Source organism: Bradyrhizobium sp. WSM2793 (genome assembly GCF_000379585.1).
Taxonomy (GTDB): domain Bacteria; phylum Pseudomonadota; class Alphaproteobacteria; order Rhizobiales; family Xanthobacteraceae; genus Bradyrhizobium.
In genome coordinates this window covers 59,704-79,964 of the sequence record NZ_KB902793.1, presented here as the reverse complement: position 1 = coordinate 79,964, position 20,261 = coordinate 59,704, and the positions used below count along the sequence as shown (strand labels likewise).

At 65.5% G+C, this 20,261-nt stretch carries 18 protein-coding genes; 9 read left to right on the top strand and 9 right to left on the bottom strand.

Going from position 1 to position 20,261, the window contains the following annotated elements:
- The first annotated feature begins 24 nt into the window (after positions 1-24).
- The 5 genes from A3AS_RS0125970 to A3AS_RS0125950 are packed head-to-tail and all read left to right on the top strand — an operon-like array spanning position 25 to position 4,664.
- Positions 25-1,362, top strand: coding sequence for a nitrous oxide reductase family maturation protein NosD (locus A3AS_RS0125970; RefSeq protein WP_049814987.1), 1,338 nt, complete (start codon positions 25-27; stop codon positions 1,360-1,362).
- Positions 1,359-2,279 carry an ABC transporter ATP-binding protein gene (locus A3AS_RS0125965; protein ID WP_018320463.1) on the top strand — a complete coding sequence of 307 codons (921 nt, stop codon included), beginning with the start codon at positions 1,359-1,361 and terminating at the stop codon, positions 2,277-2,279. Before A3AS_RS0125970 ends, A3AS_RS0125965 begins: the two co-directional genes overlap by 4 nt.
- Positions 2,276-3,103, top strand: coding sequence for an ABC transporter permease subunit (locus tag A3AS_RS0125960; protein WP_018320462.1), 828 nt, complete (start codon positions 2,276-2,278; stop codon positions 3,101-3,103). The genes A3AS_RS0125965 and A3AS_RS0125960 overlap by 4 nt, the downstream gene beginning before the upstream one ends.
- On the top strand, positions 3,100-3,672 hold the full coding sequence (locus A3AS_RS0125955) for a nitrous oxide reductase accessory protein NosL (RefSeq protein WP_018320461.1): 573 nt from the start codon (positions 3,100-3,102) through the stop codon (positions 3,670-3,672). The genes A3AS_RS0125960 and A3AS_RS0125955 overlap by 4 nt, the downstream gene beginning before the upstream one ends.
- Positions 3,669-4,664 (top strand): FAD:protein FMN transferase, encoded by a 996-nt coding sequence (locus A3AS_RS0125950; RefSeq protein WP_018320460.1) that lies wholly within the window; start codon positions 3,669-3,671, stop codon positions 4,662-4,664. The genes A3AS_RS0125955 and A3AS_RS0125950 overlap by 4 nt, the downstream gene beginning before the upstream one ends.
- Before the next feature lie 9 nt (positions 4,665-4,673).
- Here the strand turns inward: A3AS_RS0125950 and A3AS_RS0125945 are convergent, their stop codons facing one another.
- The 5 genes from A3AS_RS0125945 to A3AS_RS0125925 all read right to left on the bottom strand — a co-directional run bounded on the left by A3AS_RS0125945 (position 4,674) and on the right by A3AS_RS0125925 (position 12,756).
- The gene (locus A3AS_RS0125945; protein ID WP_018320459.1) at positions 4,674-5,501 is read right to left on the bottom strand and encodes a hypothetical protein; all 828 of its coding nucleotides are present in this window, start codon (positions 5,499-5,501) and stop codon (positions 4,674-4,676) included.
- 85 nt (positions 5,502-5,586) lie between these two features.
- Positions 5,587-6,876, bottom strand: a complete 1,290-nt coding sequence (gene fsrB / locus A3AS_RS0125940) for a siderophore utilization protein FsrB (protein ID WP_018320458.1) — start codon at positions 6,874-6,876, stop codon at positions 5,587-5,589.
- A 56-nt stretch (positions 6,877-6,932) separates the two neighbouring features.
- Positions 6,933-8,927 (bottom strand): TonB-dependent siderophore receptor, encoded by a 1,995-nt coding sequence (locus A3AS_RS0125935; RefSeq protein WP_026202365.1) that lies wholly within the window; start codon positions 8,925-8,927, stop codon positions 6,933-6,935.
- 625 nt (positions 8,928-9,552) lie between these two features.
- On the bottom strand, positions 9,553-11,550 hold the full coding sequence (locus A3AS_RS0125930) for a primary-amine oxidase (protein ID WP_018320456.1): 1,998 nt from the start codon (positions 11,548-11,550) through the stop codon (positions 9,553-9,555).
- A gap of 15 nt (positions 11,551-11,565) precedes the next feature.
- Positions 11,566-12,756, bottom strand: a complete 1,191-nt coding sequence (locus A3AS_RS0125925; protein WP_018320455.1) for a serine hydrolase — start codon at positions 12,754-12,756, stop codon at positions 11,566-11,568.
- 181 nt (positions 12,757-12,937) lie between these two features.
- Here A3AS_RS0125925 and A3AS_RS0125920 point away from each other — a divergent pair, with 181 nt between their 5' ends.
- Positions 12,938-13,924: a helix-turn-helix domain-containing protein gene (locus tag A3AS_RS0125920; protein WP_018320454.1), complete on the top strand. Its 987-nt coding sequence runs from the start codon at positions 12,938-12,940 to the stop codon at positions 13,922-13,924.
- A 6-nt stretch (positions 13,925-13,930) separates the two neighbouring features.
- Here the strand turns inward: A3AS_RS0125920 and A3AS_RS0125915 are convergent, their stop codons facing one another.
- From A3AS_RS0125915 to A3AS_RS0125900, 4 genes are all read right to left on the bottom strand, one after another.
- Positions 13,931-14,596: a methionine ABC transporter permease gene (locus A3AS_RS0125915; protein ID WP_018320453.1), complete on the bottom strand. Its 666-nt coding sequence runs from the start codon at positions 14,594-14,596 to the stop codon at positions 13,931-13,933.
- The gene (locus A3AS_RS0125910; protein WP_018320452.1) at positions 14,586-15,737 is read right to left on the bottom strand and encodes a methionine ABC transporter ATP-binding protein; all 1,152 of its coding nucleotides are present in this window, start codon (positions 15,735-15,737) and stop codon (positions 14,586-14,588) included. The genes A3AS_RS0125915 and A3AS_RS0125910 overlap by 11 nt, the downstream gene beginning before the upstream one ends.
- Positions 15,738-15,974: 237 nt before the next feature.
- Positions 15,975-17,447, bottom strand: coding sequence for a DASS family sodium-coupled anion symporter (locus tag A3AS_RS0125905; RefSeq protein WP_018320451.1), 1,473 nt, complete (start codon positions 17,445-17,447; stop codon positions 15,975-15,977).
- Positions 17,448-17,558: 111 nt separating this feature from the next.
- Complete coding sequence (locus A3AS_RS0125900) at positions 17,559-18,365, bottom strand: enoyl-CoA hydratase/isomerase family protein (RefSeq protein WP_026202364.1); 807 nt, start codon at positions 18,363-18,365, stop codon at positions 17,559-17,561.
- 121 nt (positions 18,366-18,486) lie between these two features.
- Here A3AS_RS0125900 and nthA point away from each other — a divergent pair, with 121 nt between their 5' ends.
- Genes nthA through A3AS_RS0125885 form a run of 3 tightly spaced genes read left to right on the top strand, consistent with a single transcriptional unit; the run spans position 18,487 to position 20,158 of the window.
- The gene (gene nthA, locus A3AS_RS0125895) at positions 18,487-19,122 is read left to right on the top strand and encodes a nitrile hydratase subunit alpha (protein WP_018320449.1); all 636 of its coding nucleotides are present in this window, start codon (positions 18,487-18,489) and stop codon (positions 19,120-19,122) included.
- A complete protein-coding gene (gene nthB, locus A3AS_RS0125890; protein WP_018320448.1) occupies positions 19,119-19,781 on the top strand; it encodes a nitrile hydratase subunit beta in 663 nt (220 codons plus the stop codon). Before nthA ends, nthB begins: the two co-directional genes overlap by 4 nt.
- Entirely contained in the window at positions 19,778-20,158 is a 381-nt protein-coding gene (locus tag A3AS_RS0125885; protein WP_018320447.1) for a nitrile hydratase accessory protein, read from the top strand. The genes nthB and A3AS_RS0125885 overlap by 4 nt, the downstream gene beginning before the upstream one ends.
- Positions 20,159-20,261 lie beyond the last annotated feature (103 nt).

Here is a 20,261-nt window from a genome sequence, read left to right as displayed (position 1 = left end):
GACCTCGTGGGTCTGTTGTCACGCATGTTTCCGGCGGCGCTGGTCGCCGCCGGATTGTCCGGCTTCGCCGATGCGGAGACCTTGACGGCTGCGCCTGGGCAGCCGCTGCAAGCGGTGCTGGATGGTGCGCGCGCCGGCGACGTCGTCGAGCTTGCTCCCGGCGAATATCACGGCTCGATCCGGATCGACCGTCCCCTGGAGTTGGTCGGGAGCCGAGGCGCGGTGCTCGACGGCGACGGCTCCGGCAACGTCATCACCGTCAGCGCGCCCGACGTCACAATCCGCGGCGTGACCATCCGGGCATCCGGCCGCGATCTGCAGCAGATGAATTCCGGGATCTTCCTGCAAAAGACCGCGGAGCGCGCCAAGATCGAGGACAACCACCTGGTGGGAAACCTCTTCGGCGTCTATGTGCACGGCGCCAGGGGCTCCCGGGTCGTCCGCAACGAGATCGAGGGACTGCGCGGCGGGCGCCTTAGCGAGGCAGGCAACGGCATCTCGCTGTGGAACGCGCCCGACGTCACCATCGCGAACAACATGTTCCGCTACGGCCGCGACGGCATCTTCTCGATCTCCAGCAGCAAGGACCGCTTCATCGACAATCGCTTCGAGCAGGTTCGTTTCGCCGTCCACTACATGTACACCAACGACAGCGAGATCAGCGGCAACGTTTCGATCGGCAACCATGTCGGTTACGCCATCATGTATTCGAATCGTCTGGTGATCCGCGGCAACTCCTCAGATCACGACCGCGACTATGGGCTGCTCTTCAACTACGCGAACTATGCCCAGATCGAGGGCAACCGGGTCACGGGCGGCCCGCTCGGCTCGATGACACAGAGGGCGGAGGACGGTCCCGCGGACGAGCGAGGAATGCTTCCGCAGCAGGCACGGGACAGCACGCTCAAGAGCGGCCCGGAGAAATGCGTGTTCATCTACAACACCAATCACAACAAATTCCGCAACAACTGGTTCGAACGCTGCGCCATCGGCGTGCACTTCACGGCGGGCTCCGAAGGCAACGAAATCACCGGCAATTCCTTCGTCAGCAATGCCAACCAGGTGAAATATGTCGGCACCCGGCACCTCGACTGGTCGACCGGAGGGCGCGGCAACTATTGGAGCGATAATCCGGCATTCGATCTGAATGGCGACGGCATCGCCGACACGGCGTACCGGCCGAACGACCTCATCGACCGCGTGCTGTGGACGGCGCCGGCTGCGAAGGTCCTGATCAACAGTCCCGCCGTCCAGGTGATCCGCTGGGCGCAGGCACAGTTTCCCGCGCTGCTGCCGGGCGGCGTGGTCGACAGCCATCCGCTGGTGTCGCCGCCGCGGACCCCGGTGAAGGAAACACGATGACCAGCACGGTACGTGTCAGCGACGTCACCAAGGTGTTTGGCCGGGTCGAGGCCGTGCGCGGTGCGTCGTTCACGCTTGGCCAGGGCGAGCTGGTGGCCTTGATCGGGCACAACGGCGCCGGCAAGACCACGCTCATGAAGCTCATGCTCGGGTTGATCCGGCCGACCAGAGGCGCCATCGAGGTTCTCGGAGATAATCCCGCCGCCGGCGAATTCGCAGGCCGACGGCAGCTCGGCTACCTCCCCGAAAACGTCTCCTTCGACCCCGCCCTCACCGGCCGCGAGACGCAGGCCTTCTACGCCAGGCTGAAACGAGAGCCGGTTGCCAAGGCGCTGGAGCTGCTCGACGCGGTCGGACTGGGAGCCGCCAGCCGCCGCCGGGTCAACACCTATTCGAAGGGCATGCGCCAGCGGCTGGGGCTCGCGCAGGCACTGCTTGGCGAGCCGCGCGTGCTGCTGCTGGACGAGCCGACCACTGGTCTCGATCCGGAGCTGCGGCAGACCTTCTACGACATCATCGCGCGGCTCGCGGCGCGCGGCGCGACCGTGCTGCTGTCGTCGCATGCGCTGACCGAGCTGGAGGAGCGCGCCGGGCGCGTCATCATCATGAACCGCGGCATCAAGGTCGCGGACGGATCGATCGACGAGCTGCGTCGTCTCGCCCGGCTCCCTACCCGGATCCGTCTCAAGGTGGCTGGCCTCGCGCCCAGCGAGATGCCGGGCTGGGCTCCGCAAGACGCCACCTGCCGCCGTCTGAACGGCCACATCGTCGAGATCGACGCCGCGCCGGAGCGGAAGATCGAGCTGCTGCATCGCGCGACGGCCGCCGGCAATTCGGTCGAGGACGTCGACGTGGTCCCGCCCACACTCGACGAGCTCTATGCTCATTTCCTCCGGCAATCGGAGCAGGCGCCATGAATGTCCTGATCATCGCCGCCAAGGAAGTCCACCAGGCCATCCGCAATCGCTGGGTGCTTGCCGCAACGCTCCTGCTCGCCGGGCTTGCCCTGTCACTGACCTTTCTCGGCAGCGCGCCGACCGGAAACGTGGGTGTTCGCACCCTGGATGTGGTCATCGTCAGCCTGTCGAGCCTGACGATCTTTCTCGTTCCGCTGATCGCGCTCCTGATCTCCCACGACGCCATCGTCGGCGAGATGGAACGGGGGACGATGCTGTTGCTGCTGAGCTATCCGGTGGCGCGATGGCAGGTGCTGCTCGGCAAGTTCTTAGGCCACCTCGCCGTCCTCGCTTTTGCGACCTGCCTCGGCTACGGCGCGGCGGTCGGAGCGCTGGCGGCGACGGGCAGCCAGATTGATAGCGACAGTTTCCTGGCGTTCGCGGCGATGGTGGGCTCCTCGGTGCTGCTCGGCGCCGCTTTCGTCGCCATCGGATATCTGGTCAGCGCGCTCGTGCGCGACCGCGGAACGGCAGCCGGCATCTGCATCGGATTGTGGCTGCTGCTGGTGCTGATCTACGACATGGCGCTGCTGGGCGTGCTCGCGCTCGATCAGGGGCGCAGCATCTCGGCGAGCGTGCTCAACGCCATGCTGCTGTCGAATCCGACCGACGCCTACCGGCTGATCAACCTGACCGGGTTCGCCAATGTCAGCACCTTCGCCGGCATGGCTGGCCTTGCCCAAACCACGTCCCTGACGATACCGGTCCTTCTGACCGCCCTGCTCTGCTGGACGCTGCTGCCGCTGGGGCTGGCCGCGCTCGCCTTCTCGCGGAGGGAGCTATGAGGCGCCGAACGATCCTCCTCGCCTTGCTCGTGCCGCTCGTGCTCGCCGGCTGCAACGAGAAGCAGGCCGCGAAGATCCCGCCGCCGCATCGGATGACCGCGGAGGACATCGGCCATTACTGCGGCATGAACGTGCTCGAGCACCCGGGACCGAAGGGCCATGTCTTTGCCGCGAGCCTGATCGAGCCCGTCTGGTTCTCGTCGGTGCGCGACACGATCGCCTTCACCATGCTGCCCGACGAGCCCAAGGACATTCAGGCGATCTACGTGTCCGACATGGGCAAGGCGCCTGAGTGGGACAAGCCCGGCGCCGATAACTGGATCGAGGCACGCAAGGCGCTCTACGTGATCGAGAGCCGGGTCAAAAGCGGCATGGGCGGTGACGAGGCCGTTCCGTTCTCGGACCGGGCGGCGGCCGAGAAGTTCGCCGGAGAAAACGGCGGCAGGATCGTCGGCTTCGACGAGGTGCCCCGGGACTATGTCCTGACGTCGGCGAATGCCGCCGGCGCCGTTGCGGCCGACGAAGCGGCCGAAGGGCCGCCGGGCGAACGATCGAGGAGAACGCCATGACGCGAACACTGACGCGCCGACGCTTCATCCGGATCAGCGCGGCGGCCGCGGGCCTCGGCGCGCTGGCTCCGGGACACTCCGTTCGTGCAGAGATCGCGCCGGTCACCTGGCGTGGCACGATGCTGGGCGCGGTGGCCACGATGGAGATCCACGACGAAGACCGCAGCCGGGCGGAGCGACTGATCTCGCTGGCCTGCGCCGAGGCGCGGCGGCTCGAGCGGCAGTTCAGCCTTTACCTGAACGATTCCGCCCTGGTTGCGCTGAACCGCACCGGTGTCCTGATCGATCCCGCCGCCGAAATGGTCGATCTGCTATCGACCTCGCAGCACTATTCCACGCTGACGGGCGGTCTGTTCGATGTCACGGTGCAGCCGCTGTGGGAGCTCTACGCGAGCCATTTCGCGCGAGATGACGCGGATCCGGCCGGTCCTGCGGCAGCCGCGATCGAGGCCGCGCTCGCGCGCATCGGCAGCAGCCGGCTGTCGATCAGCCGCGACCGGATCGTGATGCCCAAGGGCATGGCCGTCACCCTGAACGGGATCGCGCAAGGCTACGTCACGGACAAGGTGGTCGACCTGTTGCGGGCGCACGGCATCTCTCGCAGCCTGGTCGACATGGGCGAGGCCCGCGCGATCGGCGCGCGTCCGGACGGAGGGCCCTGGGAGATCGGCATCGCCGATCCCGACATTGCGGGTCACACGAAAGCGGTGCTGCCGATCGTCGACCGCGCCGTATCCACCTCCGGCGGCTACGGCTTCCAGTTCGATTCCAGCGCGCGCTTCAACCATCTGTTCGATCCGCGATCGGGCGGCTGCGCTCTCCGCTATCGCAGCGTGACGACGGTGTCCCGCTGCGCGACCGCGGCGGACGCATTGTCAACGGCGTTCAGCCTGATGCCTGAAGATAAGATTCGATCGCTCTTGCCGCATGTCGACATCGACCGCGTGCATCTGATCAATGGTGCCGGTCAATCGATCGAATTGTCGGCGTAACCTTGCGCGCTACTGCAGTGGCAGCAGCTCCAGCTGGCTCTGCGCCTTCTTGACGGCCGCGGCGTACCAGCCCTGGCTCGGCGCTTCCCTGGCGAAGCATTTCGTGTAGGCGTCCATGGCCTGATCCTCGCGGGCCATGTCGCCGCGCGGGTCCTTCTTGTTGACGGGTTTCGCCATCATCTGCTTCCACACGCGCTCGCATGCCGGGATTTCAGCCGTCTTCACCGCGTTCGATGTGGCGAGGAAGTAGACCTTGTCGCCCTTGGTCGCGACGACGTCGATTTCATCCGGCGGTCCCTTGAGCCCGCCATTGCCGCGCACGCCGAGCACCGCAACTGCAGCGCTCGCGGATGCGGGTTTTGTGATCGGCAGCTCGGCATATTTGGCGAAGGCGGCGTCCTGGATCGCATGATAATAGAAGCGGTCGGACTTGAACGCGGCGCCGCTCTCCTGCGGCATGCCGTCCTCGCGATGCTCGCGCAGCCAGTGCGCCAGAAGCGGGCTCGTGGTTACGACGGCTTGCGTCTTGTAGCCTTCCGAGGCGAAGCTTAGCCCGTCGAGATGGCCGAAGCCGATATCACTCTTGAAAAGTGTGTCGACGTTCGACTTGCCGTCTGCGGGGAGCCCCTTGATTGTGACCGGCCCTACCAGGCCGCGCAGCACGCCTGCCAGCTCCTTCAGCGCCGCATCATGCTGCTTGTAGATCTCGTCGCTCTCCTTGGCACTCGAGAATTTTGCGATGTAGCGGTCGCGCAGGTCGAGATAGTGCTGCTCGGGCGTGGCCGCATGGACGGGCGTCGCCAGGACGAGCAGGCAGAGCAAGGCAAGCGATTTCATTCGATGTCCGCGGACTGGGAGCGATCTCCAGTCTTTGTGCCGGCTGGAGGCGGGAAGGTTCATCCCCAACGACCGTGCGGGGGCCCTACTCCGCCGGCGTCAACTGCCGGGTCAGACGCACCGCCGCGGTCTCGCGCACGCGGATGCGGGCGCGGCGCTTGCGCCACCAGATCACGACGCCGGTGACCGAGAGTGCCGCCACGACCAGCCCCATGATCGAGATCAGGATGCGGCCGAACAGTCCGACGATGCGGCCCGAATGCAGCGGAAATTGTGCCTGGACGAAGATGTCGGCGGCGGTACCGACCCAGGGCAGCCGCTCGCCGATCGGGCGGCCGTCCTCGCTGTCGTAATAGAGCTGCGCCGGGCCGACACCGCCGGCGCCGTGGTCGTCGCCGGGGTGGAAAAAAGCGGCGGCATAGACGCCATGGGCCGGGCCGTAATTGACCGAGCCGACCGGGATCGTCCACCCCCGCGCCTTGCCGTCGGCGGCGGCGCGGGCGGCGATGTCGGCGAAGGTCACCTTGGGCTCGATGGGATCGTCGAGATCGCGATACGGCCGCTGCTCATAGGGTGTCGGCGTGTAGTTCGACACCATCTTCATCAGCGGCGAGAACACCTCGAAATAGAGGTTCAGCGAGAACGCGGTGAAGGCGATGATGAAGAGCACGCCCCAGGTCCACAGGCTGAAGGCGCGATGGATGTCGAAATTGATCCGGTAGGCGCTGCCGGACGTCTTGATGGTCCAGGCCGGCGCCCATCGCGCCCAGAAGCCGCGCTCGAGCTGGCGCGTGACAACAGGCGCCCGCGCCGCCTTGGCGCGTCTGCGCGAGGGTAGTGTCAGGTAGAAGCCGACGAAGCAATCGATGGTCCAGATGATCGCGATCACGCCGAGCACGCGCATGCCCCAGCGATCGCTGCCCCAGAACTCCGGAATGTGCATCGTGTAGTGCAGCTTGTAGAGAAACGAAACGAAATTCTCCCGCGTGACGGGCCACACCGCGCCCCAATAGCGCCGGCCGAGCTCTGCGCCGGTGTTGGGATCGAGGAAGATCTGGTTGTAGTCGAGGGCGTAGCGCTTGCCGGTCGCGGGATCGATCCGCGGCATGACGAAGAACCACAGCGAGTGGCCCTCCTCCGGCGTCATGAAGAGGTAGACGACGCGCGCGCGGGGATCGCGCTGCTCGATCATCTTGGCGAGCTCGATCGAGGGGATCGCCGGGCCTTTGCTGCTGACGTCGAACAGATGGCTGTTCAGGACGTCGTCGATCTCGTGATCCCAGGAGATGATCGCCCCGGTGATGCCGGAGAAGAACAGGAATCCGGCCGTGAGCAGTCCCGCCCAGCGATGCAGCTTGCCGAATATCGCTCTCATCGTCTTGCACTCTCATCCAGCAGGTCCGGCCCGCCATCGTCGGACCGTCTTCGATTTCACCAGCGATAAGTCAGCTTGCCGATGGCTTTCCGTCCCTCGGCATACATGCAGCCCGAAAGGCCGTAGCACGCCGCGACATAGCGCGTGTCCGCAAGGTTGGTGACGTTTAGCGACAGCCGCCAATTGTCACGGGTATAGGCAAGAAGCGCATCCAGCACTGTGGCCGATCCCACCTTGAAGGTGTTGGCATCATCGCCCCAGGTCGCGCCGACATAGCGAACGCCGCCGCCGAACTGCAAGCCCGCCAGCATGCCGTTCTGAAGCGTGTAGTCGCTCCACAGCGAGGCGCGGTTGAGCGGCACGGTGACCGGCGCCTTGCCGACATTGACCGGATCTTGCGTGACCATGGCATCGATATAGGCGTAGGCCGCCCGCAGATTCCAGCCGTCGGCGAGCGACATCGAGCCTTCGAGCTCGATACCGCGCGACTTCACCTGCCCGATCTGTTCGTAAAAGGTGGTTGCAGGCACGTACACAGCGACGTTGTCACGCGTCAGGTCGAAGGCGGCGAAGGTGAACAGCGCATTCCAGCCGACCGGTTGATACTTGACGCCCACCTCGTACTGCACGCCGGTCTCGGGATCGAGCATCTGTCCGGAAGGACTGGTCGCGAGCTGCGGCAGAAACGACTCGGAATAGCTGAAATAGGGCGCGATGCCGTTGTCGAAATTGTACATGACGGCAGCGCGGCCGGTGAAGGCCGAGGCGTCCTTCGATGTCGAAGTATCGGCCGGGGGCAGATTGGTGTCGAGCCGCGTCGTCACGAAGTCCTGGCGGCCGCCGAGCTGGAACGACAGCCGGCCGAGCTTGATCTGGTCCTGCGCATAGAGGCCGAGCTGCGACTGCTTGATGCCCTTGTTGTCGTACATGCCGCCGAGGGCCCAGTCGTAACTGTAGACCGGGTTGAAGACGTTGATCTCCGGCGCTGACGTTGTGACGGCGAAGGCCGTATCGCGGAACGTGGTGTTGCGATAGTCGAGCCCGACCAGGGTGGTGTGGCTGAGGATGCCGGTATTGAACTTGCCCTGGAGCTGGTTATCCACCGCGAAGGAGTTGATGTAGGAGTTGCTATAGCTGCCGAAACGCCCCAGCTGCCCCGCCGCTTCGTCTGTGTATCCGGTGCCGTAGAAGGTCTTTTCCTCGTTGTGCTGATAGGCGTAGCGCAGGTTCTGCCGGAACGTGATGTTGTCGGTGAAATTGTGCGACAGCTGATAGCCGGCGGTCGCAATCTCGGTGTTGAACGCATTGAAGCCCGGCACGCCCGCGAAGAACGAGACCGGGATGGTGCGGCCGTTGTTCGGCCACACCGTGCCCGAGGCCGGCAGGAACTGCAGGCCCCACCCTGCCCGGTCGCGCTGGTAGTTGGCCAGCAGCGTGACGGTGGTGTCCTCGTTCGGCTTGAAAGTGACGGCGGGCGCGATGAAGACGCGGTTGTCCTTGGTGAAGTCGACCTGGGTCTGGCCGTCGCGGACGACGCCGGTGAGGCGCCACAGCACGGTGCCTTCCTTGTTGGCGGGGCCGCCCATGTCGAACTGGCCCTGATAGCGGTTGAAGCTGCCGCCGGAGATCGAGACTTCGCCGAACTGCTGCGCCGTCGGCAGTTTTGTCACGTAGTTGAGAATGCCGCCGGTGCCGCTGCCGCCATACATCGCCGATGACGGTCCCTTGAGCACCTCCAGGCGCTCGGCCCCGTAGGGATCGAGGCCATTGAAGTGCACGTAGTTGCTCGAGGGGATCCGCAGGCCGTCGACGTAGAGACCCGACATGGTCGTGTCGAAGCCGCGGATCTGGAGCGCGCCGAAGCGGGTGTCCGAGCCGCCATTGACGTCGCCGCTGACACCGGCGGTATAGCGCAGCGCCTCGCCGATCGAGACAGCGCCCTGATTCCTGACCTGGTCGGTGGTGACGACGGAAACCGACTGCGGAGTTTCGATCAGCGGTGTATCGGTTTTGGTGGCCGTGCCGCTCCGCGTGGCGACGAAACCGCGCACCGGACCATTGGCACGTTCGCCCGTTGCGCCGTTCGATGATGCCGACTGGGTCGGCGCGGCGGCCTGCGCAGGCGAGCGACGATTGGCGCGAGAGGTGCGTGTCGCCGCCCTTCGCGACGAAGCAACCCCCGCAGGACGGGCGCGCTGAACCGGCGCGTCGACGGTGACAGCGGGAATTTGGGTCTGCGCCTCCACGGAACCAAAGGGAACCACGAGCGAGAATGTGCTGACTGCCCCGAGCAGCAGCACACGAATCTGTCGACGACGCGCGCGTTCACGCGAAGAAAGTTGGTAGTCGGTCACGTCTTTCGAGGCCCCACGCACTGCCGGCTTTGCCGGTATCATTTTTGGTGCCCCGCCCTAACTCAGGCGGTTTCGGAGTGCGATAGGAACGAGGTTAGAATCTCTCCAGAGGCGTGCGCGGCGCGTGCGACGAATGCGCTCATGCCGAATTGCCGCGTCCGGTGCCACGCAGCCGTCGTGCCCACAGATTTGGAATGCTTCTAGACAGAAACGCTCCCTCACCATTCGGCAATGGCTGGAAACGATCAGCCTGCTACCGCGCGAGAATCGCCAACTACGACGGTCGGCGCTGCCGGGAAATCCGATCGAGCTCGATCCGGCTCTATGACTTGCCGGCGCGACAACACGATTCGTCGGCAGTGTTGCTCGTGTGTGCCAGCACGCTGCGGCTGTTGCGGTCCGGCGGGATGTCGCCGGCCGCATTGGCGGCGAAAAAGCCGGTCGGCTTCAGCAGGAAGCCGGCATATTCCACTGGCATGATCGGGAAGTCCTCGGGCTTGCAGACATGGGTGTGGCCGAAAGAGTGCCACACCACGATATCGGCATTCTCGATGTTGCGGTCCTTCGCGGCATAACGCGGCAGGCCATCGCCGCCGGCATGGACGTTGGGATAATCGCCGCTTGCGTATTTCTCGGCCGGATCGAATGCTGTCACCCAGACATGCTTGGTGGCGAAGCCGCCGCGCTTGCGCACGTAACTGCCCTCCTGCGCCAGCATCAGCGGGCTCGGATTGACGACGAGCTTGTAGGCCGGAGCATTACCGACCGAGTTGGTCTCATTGGGATTGCTGATCTTCCAGAACCGGCCGGTTTGGCCGTTGGCGATCGCAGCCGCGTCATGCTCGCGCGACAACACCCGCGCCGTGGTGTCGAAGACATTGCCGTGCGGATTGTCGTCACCCCAGGGCCGCGGCACGAAATCGTGCTCGGTGACGGTGTTGCCGCCGCCGTCGAGATCCATGTGCAGGCGCACGTTGAAGAAGTGCTGGTGCGTCGGTCCGCCCAGATTGTCGTCGACCATGCCGCCCCATTTGTACGTCTCGCCAGATCGCACCGCGGCGGTCTGGATGATGCCGGTCAGCTTGGTCTCCAACTGGATCGTGCCGTCCTGGTAGAGATACCAGTAGAAGCCGTAATCGTAATTGCCGACGGTCGCGAAAAACGAGATCACAAGCCGCCGCGAGCGGCGGATCTCGAACAGGCCGTTGCGGAACTCATAGTGCTTCCAGGCGATCCCATAGTCTTCCTCATGCATGCAGATGGCGTTCTGCATGACGAACGGCTCGCCCTTGCTGTCGGCGGCCGGCACGTCGAAATAGCGGATGTTGCCGAGACAGTCGCAGCCGAGCTCGAGCGCGTTCGCAAGCATGCCGAGGCCATATTCCCCGGCATCGAACGCCGATTTCCAGAAATGGTTCGCGGTCGGATCGGCATAAGGCACCACCATCTCGGTAACGCTGGCGCGATGGATCAGGGAGCGCTTGCGCGCGCCGTCCTGGTAGGCGAGCTGATGCAGCACGAGGCCCTCGCGCGGCGTGAAGCCGATGCGAAAGCTCCATTTCTGCCAGTCGACCTTCCAGCCCTCGACGCGAAAGCTCGCACCCTCCGGCTGCTCGATGTGCAGCGGCTTGATGTCGGCGCGCGGATTGGCCACCTCATGCGCGCCGTAGTTCCGCTTCTTGCGCGGAATCGGCACGATCGGATCCTCATCGGTAAGGTCGATGACCTTGCCGCCGATCAGGTCAACGACAGCGACCACGCCCTCGATCGGGTGCGCATAGCCATTGTCCTGCAAGTGCTCGCGAAAATAGCTGACGGCACGCACGATACGGGCGCCGCGCTCGAACTCCTTGTCGAAGAAACCCGACGAGAACGGATCGACCTGGACCAGTTCGATGTCCTTGTCGGAAAGCCCGCGCCGCACCATCGCCGCCCGCCAGCCCGGATCGGCCTTGACCACGGCCTCGCACTTGAAGAATTCCTCCAGCATCACCGGCGGCTGCCCATAGGGCGCCTCGCGGTTCGGGACGACCTTGCGCCCGACGATCTCGCCACGGCCGAGATCGACGATGTGCTCGATGGCCTCGCCCGTGGCGACGTCGAGCGTCAACGCAAAGGCGCGACGCCCTACGCCGCCTGCGGCCAGCTCCTGCTTGGTTGGTTCTTCCAGCCGCACCGCCGGGAATCGGCAGTTCTCCGGCGAGGCCACGGCGGCGCGCACCAGCGTGCAGGCGGCGGTGATCTCCTCGGCCGTCAGCGGATCGAGCGGATGCGGCTCCGCGGTCTCTGTTTGCGATTTGGCTTTGACGGTATCGAGCATGGGGATGTCCAGAAATCAGGCGAGATGCGCGGTGATGGCGCTGAAGGCGGCGAACCAGCGCTGGTCAATCGGCACGTCCATCGCCTTGGGCTGGGTCGCGAGCTTGACGATGACGGTGTCCGAGTCGAGGTCGACATAGAGGTGCTGGCCGTGAATGCCGATCGCGGTGAGCGCGTTGCGCGACGGATCGATCGTGAACCATTTGCTGCGGTAGCGCGCGCCCGGGAAGAACTCGGCGAGGTCGCCGTCGGCCCAGGCTTTGGGATCGCCGTTCTCGCGGATGTCGTCGATCCACCAGCCCGGCACCACCTGCCGCCCCTCGACCACGCCGCGGCAGCGGATCATCTCGCCGAAACGGATGAGGTCACGCGCGGTGACCGAGATGCCGCCGGCGATGCGGCCCATGCCGTGGCTGTCGAGCGTGAGCGAGCCGTCGTCTTCTGCGCCCAGGGGCTGCCAGAGATAGTCGGAGAGGATGCGATGGTAGGGCATGCCGCAGGCACGCTCATAGACCCAGCCGAGCACCTCGGTGTTGGGCGAGACGTAGTGGAACACCTTGCCGTGCGGCTCGCCGGTGCCGCGCAAGGTTGCGAGATAGGCGCGCTGGTGGCCTGCCTCGACGCCCGGCGGCGGCACGTCCCAGCCCGAGGAGAACCGATAGCGCGCAACGTCGCCGGCGGGGTCCTCGTAATCCTCCTCGAACTTGATGGCGACGGCCATGTCGAGCAGGTTGCGAACGGTGCAGCCGGCGTAGACCGACGTCTCCAGCTCCGGCACGTAGCGCACCACCCTCGCCTCCGGATCGAGCAGCCCGCGCGCGGCCAGCACGCCGCCAAGCGTGCCGGCGATCGCCTTGCTGATCGAGCAGATCAGATGCGGCGTGGCCACGCTCATGCCGTCGCCGTACCATTCGTGGATCAGCGTGCCCCGGTGCATGACGAGGAGCGTATCGGCAAACGTCTCGCGGAGGGTGGCTTCGAGCGTGGTCTCTTTGCCATCAGGCGCGGTGAAAGCGAGTTTTGCCAGTTCGCGCGGCGCGCTTCGCATCAGCGTCGGCTGCGCCGAGCGGCGGATCTCTGCGGTCGGCAGCACTTCACGGGTGTGGGTAAAGCCCCAGCGGATCGCGGGAAAGCTGCGCCAATTGGCGCGCGTCACCTGCGCCTCGGGCGCGGGCGGGCTGCCGCGCATGATCTCGGTCGGTCGCATCTCGATCCCTCCGCAAAGCGCTGTCCCGGCTGCGATGTCGGAACGGCAGGACCGAAGCCTGCACCGCGGCGCCAACGGGCGTTATCGAGATCCGGCAATATTTTGCTGGACAGCGCCTATGGCCGTGCCAGTCTGGCGTGGTTCTTGCCCGCTGTCGGGTGGTGAATTTCGACGTGTTGTCATGCCCTTAGGCGCAACTCTTCCGACTCTGGACTCGGCTGTCGGCCTGTTTCAGGCCAGCAGTACCGATGTCGACGAGCATTGCGCTTCGCTCGGTCGCTGGCGGCTCAGCTACGACCAGATCAGCGCCGGAGCCTTCAGGGGCAGCTTCACCCAACTCTCCCTGCCCCAGCTTGACGTCTTCCGCGAGATCACCAGCCAGCAGGTCCGCCAATACGGCCAGCTGGGGGCCGACAGCTTCGGCATCGGTCTGCCCTGGCACGGTGACGGCGAGGTCAATTGCAACGGCGCCAGCGTTGCAGGCGCCCAGGTCATCGCCTGCATCGACGCCGAGGTCGATATGTGCACGCCGAAATCATTCGAGCTGCGCGGTGTCGTCGCCAGCGCGGCGCTGATCGAGGAGCTTGCCGCCCGGCTCGATATCGAGCTGCCGCGTGCGGTCTGGCACCAGTTGCGGGTGATCGAGATGGCGCAGGCACCGGTCGCGCGATTGCGCGCTCACCTTGCCGCGATCCACGAGACCATCTCGACTGCCCCCGAACGGTTCGACGATCCGGCCGTCGGGCAGGTGCTGGAAGACGCGCTTCTCGTCGAGATCATGGACATGCTGCCGACCGCACGCCCCAGCGATCCCGGCCGCAGCGCCGCGGCGCGCAAGCGCACGGTCGATCGTGCGCGGGCGCTGATGCATGGCAGCGGCGATCGCTCGCTCTCGCTGCTGGAGGTCTGCAAGGCGGTCGGCGCCAGCCCGCGCAAGCTCGGCTATTGCTTTCAGGAGGTGTTGGGCACGAGCCCGATGCACTATTGGCGGGCGATGCGGCTGAACCGCGTGCGGCGCGATCTCAAGCGCGCCGGCGGCACCGATGCCTCTGTCTACGACGTCGCCGTGCAGCACGGCTTCTGGCACTTCAGCCAGTTCTCGCTCGACTACAAGCGCCACTTCTCCGAAAAGCCCTCGGAGACACTGCGGCGCGCGAGGTGTACCTGATCCGGCTCAGCGATGCCGCAGCCGGCGATTGACCCGGCGCGCCAGATAATCGCCGGCGCTCTGGACGAGCTGCACCAGTGCGATCAGCACGACGACGACAGCCAGCATCATCTCCGGCATGAAGCGCTGATAGCCGTAGCGGATGCCGAGATCACCCAAGCCACCGCCACCGACCGCGCCGACCATCGCGGAGTAGCCGAGCAGACTGACCACCGCGAGCGTCAGTGCCAGCAGAAGTCCCGGCAGTGCCTCGGGGATCAGCACCTTGAACACGATCTGCATGGGCGAGGCCCCGAACGAGGACGCCGTCTCGATCAGGCCGCCATCGACCTCGCGGATGGCGGCTTCGACCAAACGCGCAATGAACGGCGCCGACGCGATCGTCAGCGGCACGATTGCGGCGGTCGATCCGATCGAGGTGCCGGCAACGAGACGTGTAAACGGGATAATGGCGACGACGAGGATGATGAAGGGCGTGGACCGCGTCGCATTGACGACGATGCCGAGGACGCGATTGACGATGGGAGCCGCGAACAGCTCCCCTTTCCGGCTGGTTGCGAGGAAAACGCCGAGCGGAAGGCCGAAGGCGGTGCCGAGCAGCGCCGCGATGCCGACCATGTACAGGCTCTCGAAGGTGGCCTGGACGATCAGGTTGATGAGTTCAGGCGACATAGCCGAGATGCTCCGCCGGGAATTGATGTTGAGAGAGAAAGGCGAGCGTGCGCGCCGTCGCGTCCTCGCCGCCAGAAATACCGAGAGGAATGCCGAGAACGAGCGAGCCGACATGCTGGCCGCCGATCTCGTCGATGCGCGCCGCCCGCAGCGACACGTCGAGGCCGAGCTCGCGGGCGAGCCGCGCGACCAGGGTGTCGCCGGCCCCTGCCCCGCGCACCCCGAGGCGGATCACGGCCTGCCCGCCGGCGGACGGCTCAGCCACGATCCGGCTGGCAAGCGAGACGGGCAAGCTATCGCCGGTCACCTCGGCCAGGAAGGATTGCGTGATCGGATGCTTGGGGTGGGTGAAGATGTCCGCGACATGGCCGCTTTCGACCACATGGCCGGCGTCGAGCACCACGACGTCCCGGGCGAGCTGGCGCACCACGGACATTTCGTGGGTGATCAATACGATGGTCACCCCGAGCTCGCGGTTGATATTCGCGAGCAGATCGAGGATCGCGCGCGTGGTCTGCGGATCGAGTGCCGAAGTCGCCTCGTCCGACAGCAGCACGCTCGGCCGCGTCGCCAGCGCCCGCGCGATGCCGACGCGCTGCTTCTGGCCGCCGGAGAGCTCCGACGGATAGCGGTCATGCTTGTCGGCGATGCCGACAAGCGCGAGCAGCTCGGCAACGCGGGCCCTGATGTCGGCGTTGGACCAGCCGGCGATCTCGAGCGGCAACGCGATGTTGTCCGCTGCCGTGCGCGACGACAGCAGGTTGAAATGCTGGAAGATCATGCCGATCGAGCGCTGCGCCAGCCGCAGCTCGCGCCCCGCCAACGCGGAGATGTCGCGGCCGTCGACGATCACGCGCCCCGTGGTCGGCTTCTCCAGCCCGTTGATGAGCCGCACCAGGCTCGACTTGCCGGCGCCGGAGCGGCCGATCACGCCGGTGATGGAACCGCGCGGGATCGCGAAGTCGATGTCTTGCAGCGCGTTGACGCCGGGCTTGCCGCGATAGGCCGGATAGGTCTTCGAGATGCCGGCGAAACGGACCATCGCGTCCGGCTCAGCTGCGGCAGGTGAAATCGCTTCACACCTCTCGATCGGCTGTCCGACCGCGAGCGATTGGTGGGCATTCATGGAAGCGGCCTTCATGCACAATAGTTCGCTTGCCCGCCTGCCCTTGGGCGTACGGGAACCGGGTCGCGTCGAGCGACGGGGGTGAAATCGCGGTGAGGGTTCGCGAGGAACGCGCTGCACCGCAGCACGCACCATCGCCCTTTCAGGACTGTGTTGCAATGTCAGATATTTGGAAGGAGTTGGACGAAATTTTCCCAAACTCTCCCCGGAGAAGAATATTCCTCCACCGGGGCTATCAGCGCCCCACCCGGCTCATCCCATCTGCAACCAGGGCAGCACGATCAGCAGGAGCCCGGCGAAATAGAGCAGTCCAAAGATCAGGCCAAAACCCCAGAATTGGCCCTTTCCGATATAGCCGCTGCCGAAATACATCGGCGCCGGTCCGGTCGCGTAAGGCGAGATCACGCCCATCAGGCCGAGCGAGTACATGCAGAGCATCGCGAGTGTCGTGACCGGCAGATCGGGGATGCCCGATCCGACCGCGAGCACGACGGGCAGCACGGCGGCGGCATGCGAGGTGATGCTCGAGAAGAAATAGTGGATCCAGAAGAACAGCGCGACCAGCAGCAGCATCGCGGTCGACGGCGACAGCCCGGCAAGCGGTTTTGCGTATTCGGTCGCGAACCATTTGATGAAGCCGATCTCGTTGAGGCCGGAGGCCAGCGTCAGCAGCGATGTGAAATAGAAGAACACCTCCCAGGCGCTCTTCTCGCTGACAATGTCGGCAAACTCGATCACGCCGGTCACCAGCATCAGGGAGATCACGATGAACACGACGGTGGTGGCATTGACGAAGTTCGAGCCGAGCACGGGAATGTGGATGTCCGGGCTGGAGCCCGCGATCCACAGGAACATCGCGAGCACGATCAAGCCGAGCATGATCCACTCGTTGCGCGACATCGGGCCCATGGCGCCGAGCTCTTTCGCGGCCCATTCGGAAATCTCAGGGCTGCTTTTCACCTCCGGCCGGCACACCAGATAGCTGAGCAGCGGCACGAGCACCATCAGCAGGATGCCGAGCGGCGCGAAGCCGAGAAACCACTGGCCCCAGCTGACCTCGACCCCGGCGGTCTTCTTGGCGATCGCCAGCGCCGCCGCGTTGGGCGCAAGCGCGGTGAAGAACAGCGAGCTCGTGACGGCGGTCGCGGCAAAGGCGGTCCACATCACGTACGTGCCGATCCTGCCGGCGGTCGGCCCCGGCTCGGAGCCATAGATGCGCGGGATGTTGCTGATGATGGGATAGACGATGCCGCCGCTGCGCGCGGTGTTCGACGGCGTCGCCGGCGCGAGCAGGAAGTCGGACATCGCCACGGCATAGCCAAGGCCGAGCGTGTTGCGGCCAAGGCGCTGCACCAGCACCAATGCAATGCGCCGGCCGAGCTGGCTCTTGCGATAGCCGATCGAGAACACGAAGGCGCCGACGATGAGCCAGACCGTGCTCTCGGCAAAGCCCGCCAGCATCCAGCGCAGCGACTTGGTCGGATCGGGGTCGATATAGCCGGCAACGCCCGCGACCGTGAGACCGATGAAGCCGACCGCGCCCACCGGCATCGATTCCAGGATGAGCCCGGTGATGACGGCCGCGAACACGGCGAAATAGTGCCACTGATTGACATTGAGCCCTGCAGGCACCGGCCACAGATAGATCACCAGCCACACCGCGAGCGGCGCGACCAGTTTCCAGCGAAAGCCTTTCGCCTCCGGCGCCTGTGAGCTAGCAGTCATGGACCCTCCCCTCGATCGTCGTTGCCTGTGCGGCCCGTGCGCGCAGCCTGCTCTTGTCCCTGCGCCGCGTATAGGGACTGCCGGTTGTGCGATCAATGGCCGGGCATAGATCTAGCGCCCCTTGAAGCGCGGCTTGCGGCGGCCCAGGAACGCCTCGACGCCCTCCTTGTGATCTTCGCTGAAGCTGGCGAGCGCGAACTGGTCGACGTCCATGTGGCTGGCGAGATCGTCCAGCGCATGCGCAAGCCGGTTGACGGTGAGTTTCGTCATCGCGACCGAGAGCGGCGGCTGCGCGGCGACCTTCCGGGCGAGATCCATGGCGGCCTCGAAGGCATGGCCGGGATCGACCACCTGCTCCACCAGGCGCCATTCATGGGCCTCATCCGCTGAGATGCGCTCATCAGCCAGGATCACCGCCTGCTTGGTGCGGGCGGGCCCCATCAGATGCAGCATGCGCGGGATGCTCTGCCAGCTCATGTTCATGCCGAGCCCGATTTCCGGCACGCGCAGATGTGCATCGCGGCCCATGATGCGGAAGTCGAGCGCGACGGCGAGGGCCACACCGCCGCCGACACAAAAACCCTCGATCGCCGCGATCGTGATCTGCTCCATCTCCTGCCAGGCGTGCGTTAGACGCGGCCCGAGCTTGAGGTGCCGCCGCAGCGTGCCGAGGTCCATCTCCTTGCGCGAGCGCCCCTCGGCGTCCTTGAGGTCGAAGCCGGCGCTGAACGCGCCCGAGCTGCCGGTCAATACGACGACCGACGTCGCGGCATCGTCCTCGAAGCTGCGCGCCGCCGCGGTCAGCTGCCGCAATGCCTCGGGTGACAGTGCATTGATGCCGTCACCCCGATCGAAACGCACCACCGCAATCCGCCCCTCGGGCCCGAGGCCCCTTTCGATCTTCACGTAGTCCGTCACCAACGTCTCCCCGTCTGCTCTGCCGCGATGCTAGCCTACATCCGGCCTCACGAATATGGGACCCGGATGCGCCGCAGCGGATACTCGACAGGCCTGGGCCATTGCGCCTATCTTCGACGTCATGAGCCACGATCACGACCATCACCACCACCACGATCACGACCATTCCGAGCTGTCGGAGACCGAGCTGCGCGTGCGCGCGCTCGAGACGATCCTGACCGAAAAAGGCTATGTCGAGCCGGCCGCGCTCGACGCCATCATCCAGGCCTATGAGACCAAGATCGGCCCGCACAACGGCGCACGCGTCGTCGCCAAGGCCTGGACCGATCCGGCGTTCAAAAAGGCGTTGCTGGAGGACGGCTCCAAGGCGATCGGCACGCTCGGCCATGTCAGCCGCGTCGGCGATCATCTCGTCGTGGTCGAGAACACGCCCGCGCGTCACAACATGGTCGTGTGCACGCTTTGCTCCTGCTACCCCTGGGAAATGCTGGGCCTCCCGCCGGTCTGGTACAAGGCGGCGCCCTACCGCTCCCGCGCGGTGAAGGATCCGCGTGGCGTGCTCGCCGATTTCGACGTCACCCTGCCGAAGGACATCGAGATCCGGGTGTGGGATTCCACCGCCGAGACGCGCTTCCTGGTGCTGCCGATGCGCCCCGCGGGCACGGAGGGCTGGAGCGAGGAGCAGCTCGCCGAGCTCGTCACGCGCGATTCCATGATCGGCACCGGCTTTCCCAAGACGCCCGGAGCGCCGTCATGAACGGCGTGCACGACATGGGCGGCATGGACGGTTTCGGCAAGGTCGAGCCGGAGCCGAACGAGCCGATGTTCCACGAGGAGTGGGAGTCCCGCGTACTGGCGATGGTGCGCGCGATGGGTGCGGCCGGCGCCTTCAACATCGACACCTCGCGCTTCTATCGCGAGACGCTGCCGCCGCACGTCTATCTGTCGAGCTCCTACTACAAGAAGTGGTTTCTCGGGCTCGAGGAGATGCTGGTCGAGAAGGGTTATCTCACCCGCGAGGAGGTCGCCGCCGGCCACGCGATGCAGCCGGCAAAGGCGCTCAAGCACGGCAGGTTCGATCTCGCCAATGTCGAGCGCGTGATGGTGCGCGGCAAGTTCGCTCGCCCCGCCCCGGCCCCGGCGAAGTTCAAGATCGGCGATCGCGTGCGCGCCAAGAACATCCATCCGGCCACGCACACGCGGCTGCCGCGCTATGTGCGCGGCCATGTCGGCGTGGTCGAATTGAACCATGGCTGCCACGTGTTTCCGGATTCGGCAGCGATGGAGCTCGGCGAGAACCCGCAATGGCTTTACACGGTGGTGTTTGAGGGCCGCGATCTCTGGGGCGAGGATGGTGATCCCACCTTGAAGGTCTCGATCGACGCGTTCGAGCCCTATCTGGATCCGGCGCAGTGAGTGGTACCGCTGCTGCCGCAGCCACCGCGGCCATACCCAGCATTCCCCGCGATGACGACGGCCCGGTGTTCCGCGCACCCTGGGAAGCGCATGCATTCGCGATGGCCTTGAGCCTGCACGAACGCGGCGTATTCACCTGGCCGGAATGGGCCGCGAGCCTGGCCGACGAGATCAAGCGCGCGCAGGCCGCCGGCGATCCTGATACGGGCGAGACCTACTATCTGCACTGGCTCGCCACGCTGGAAGGTCTGGTTGCGCGCAAGGGTGTCGCCTCGACGGAAACCCTGCACCGCTACCGCGATGCCTGGGACCACGCCGCCGACCGCACCCCCCACGGCAAGCCTATTGAGCTCAGGCCGGAGGATTTTGCGGAGTAGTTGGTTCGTGCGTGGCGCGAGCGCTGCCCAACACAGCTGTCATCACCCGCGAAGGCGGGTGATCCAGTATTCCAGAGACGCTCGTGGATACGACGAAGCCGCG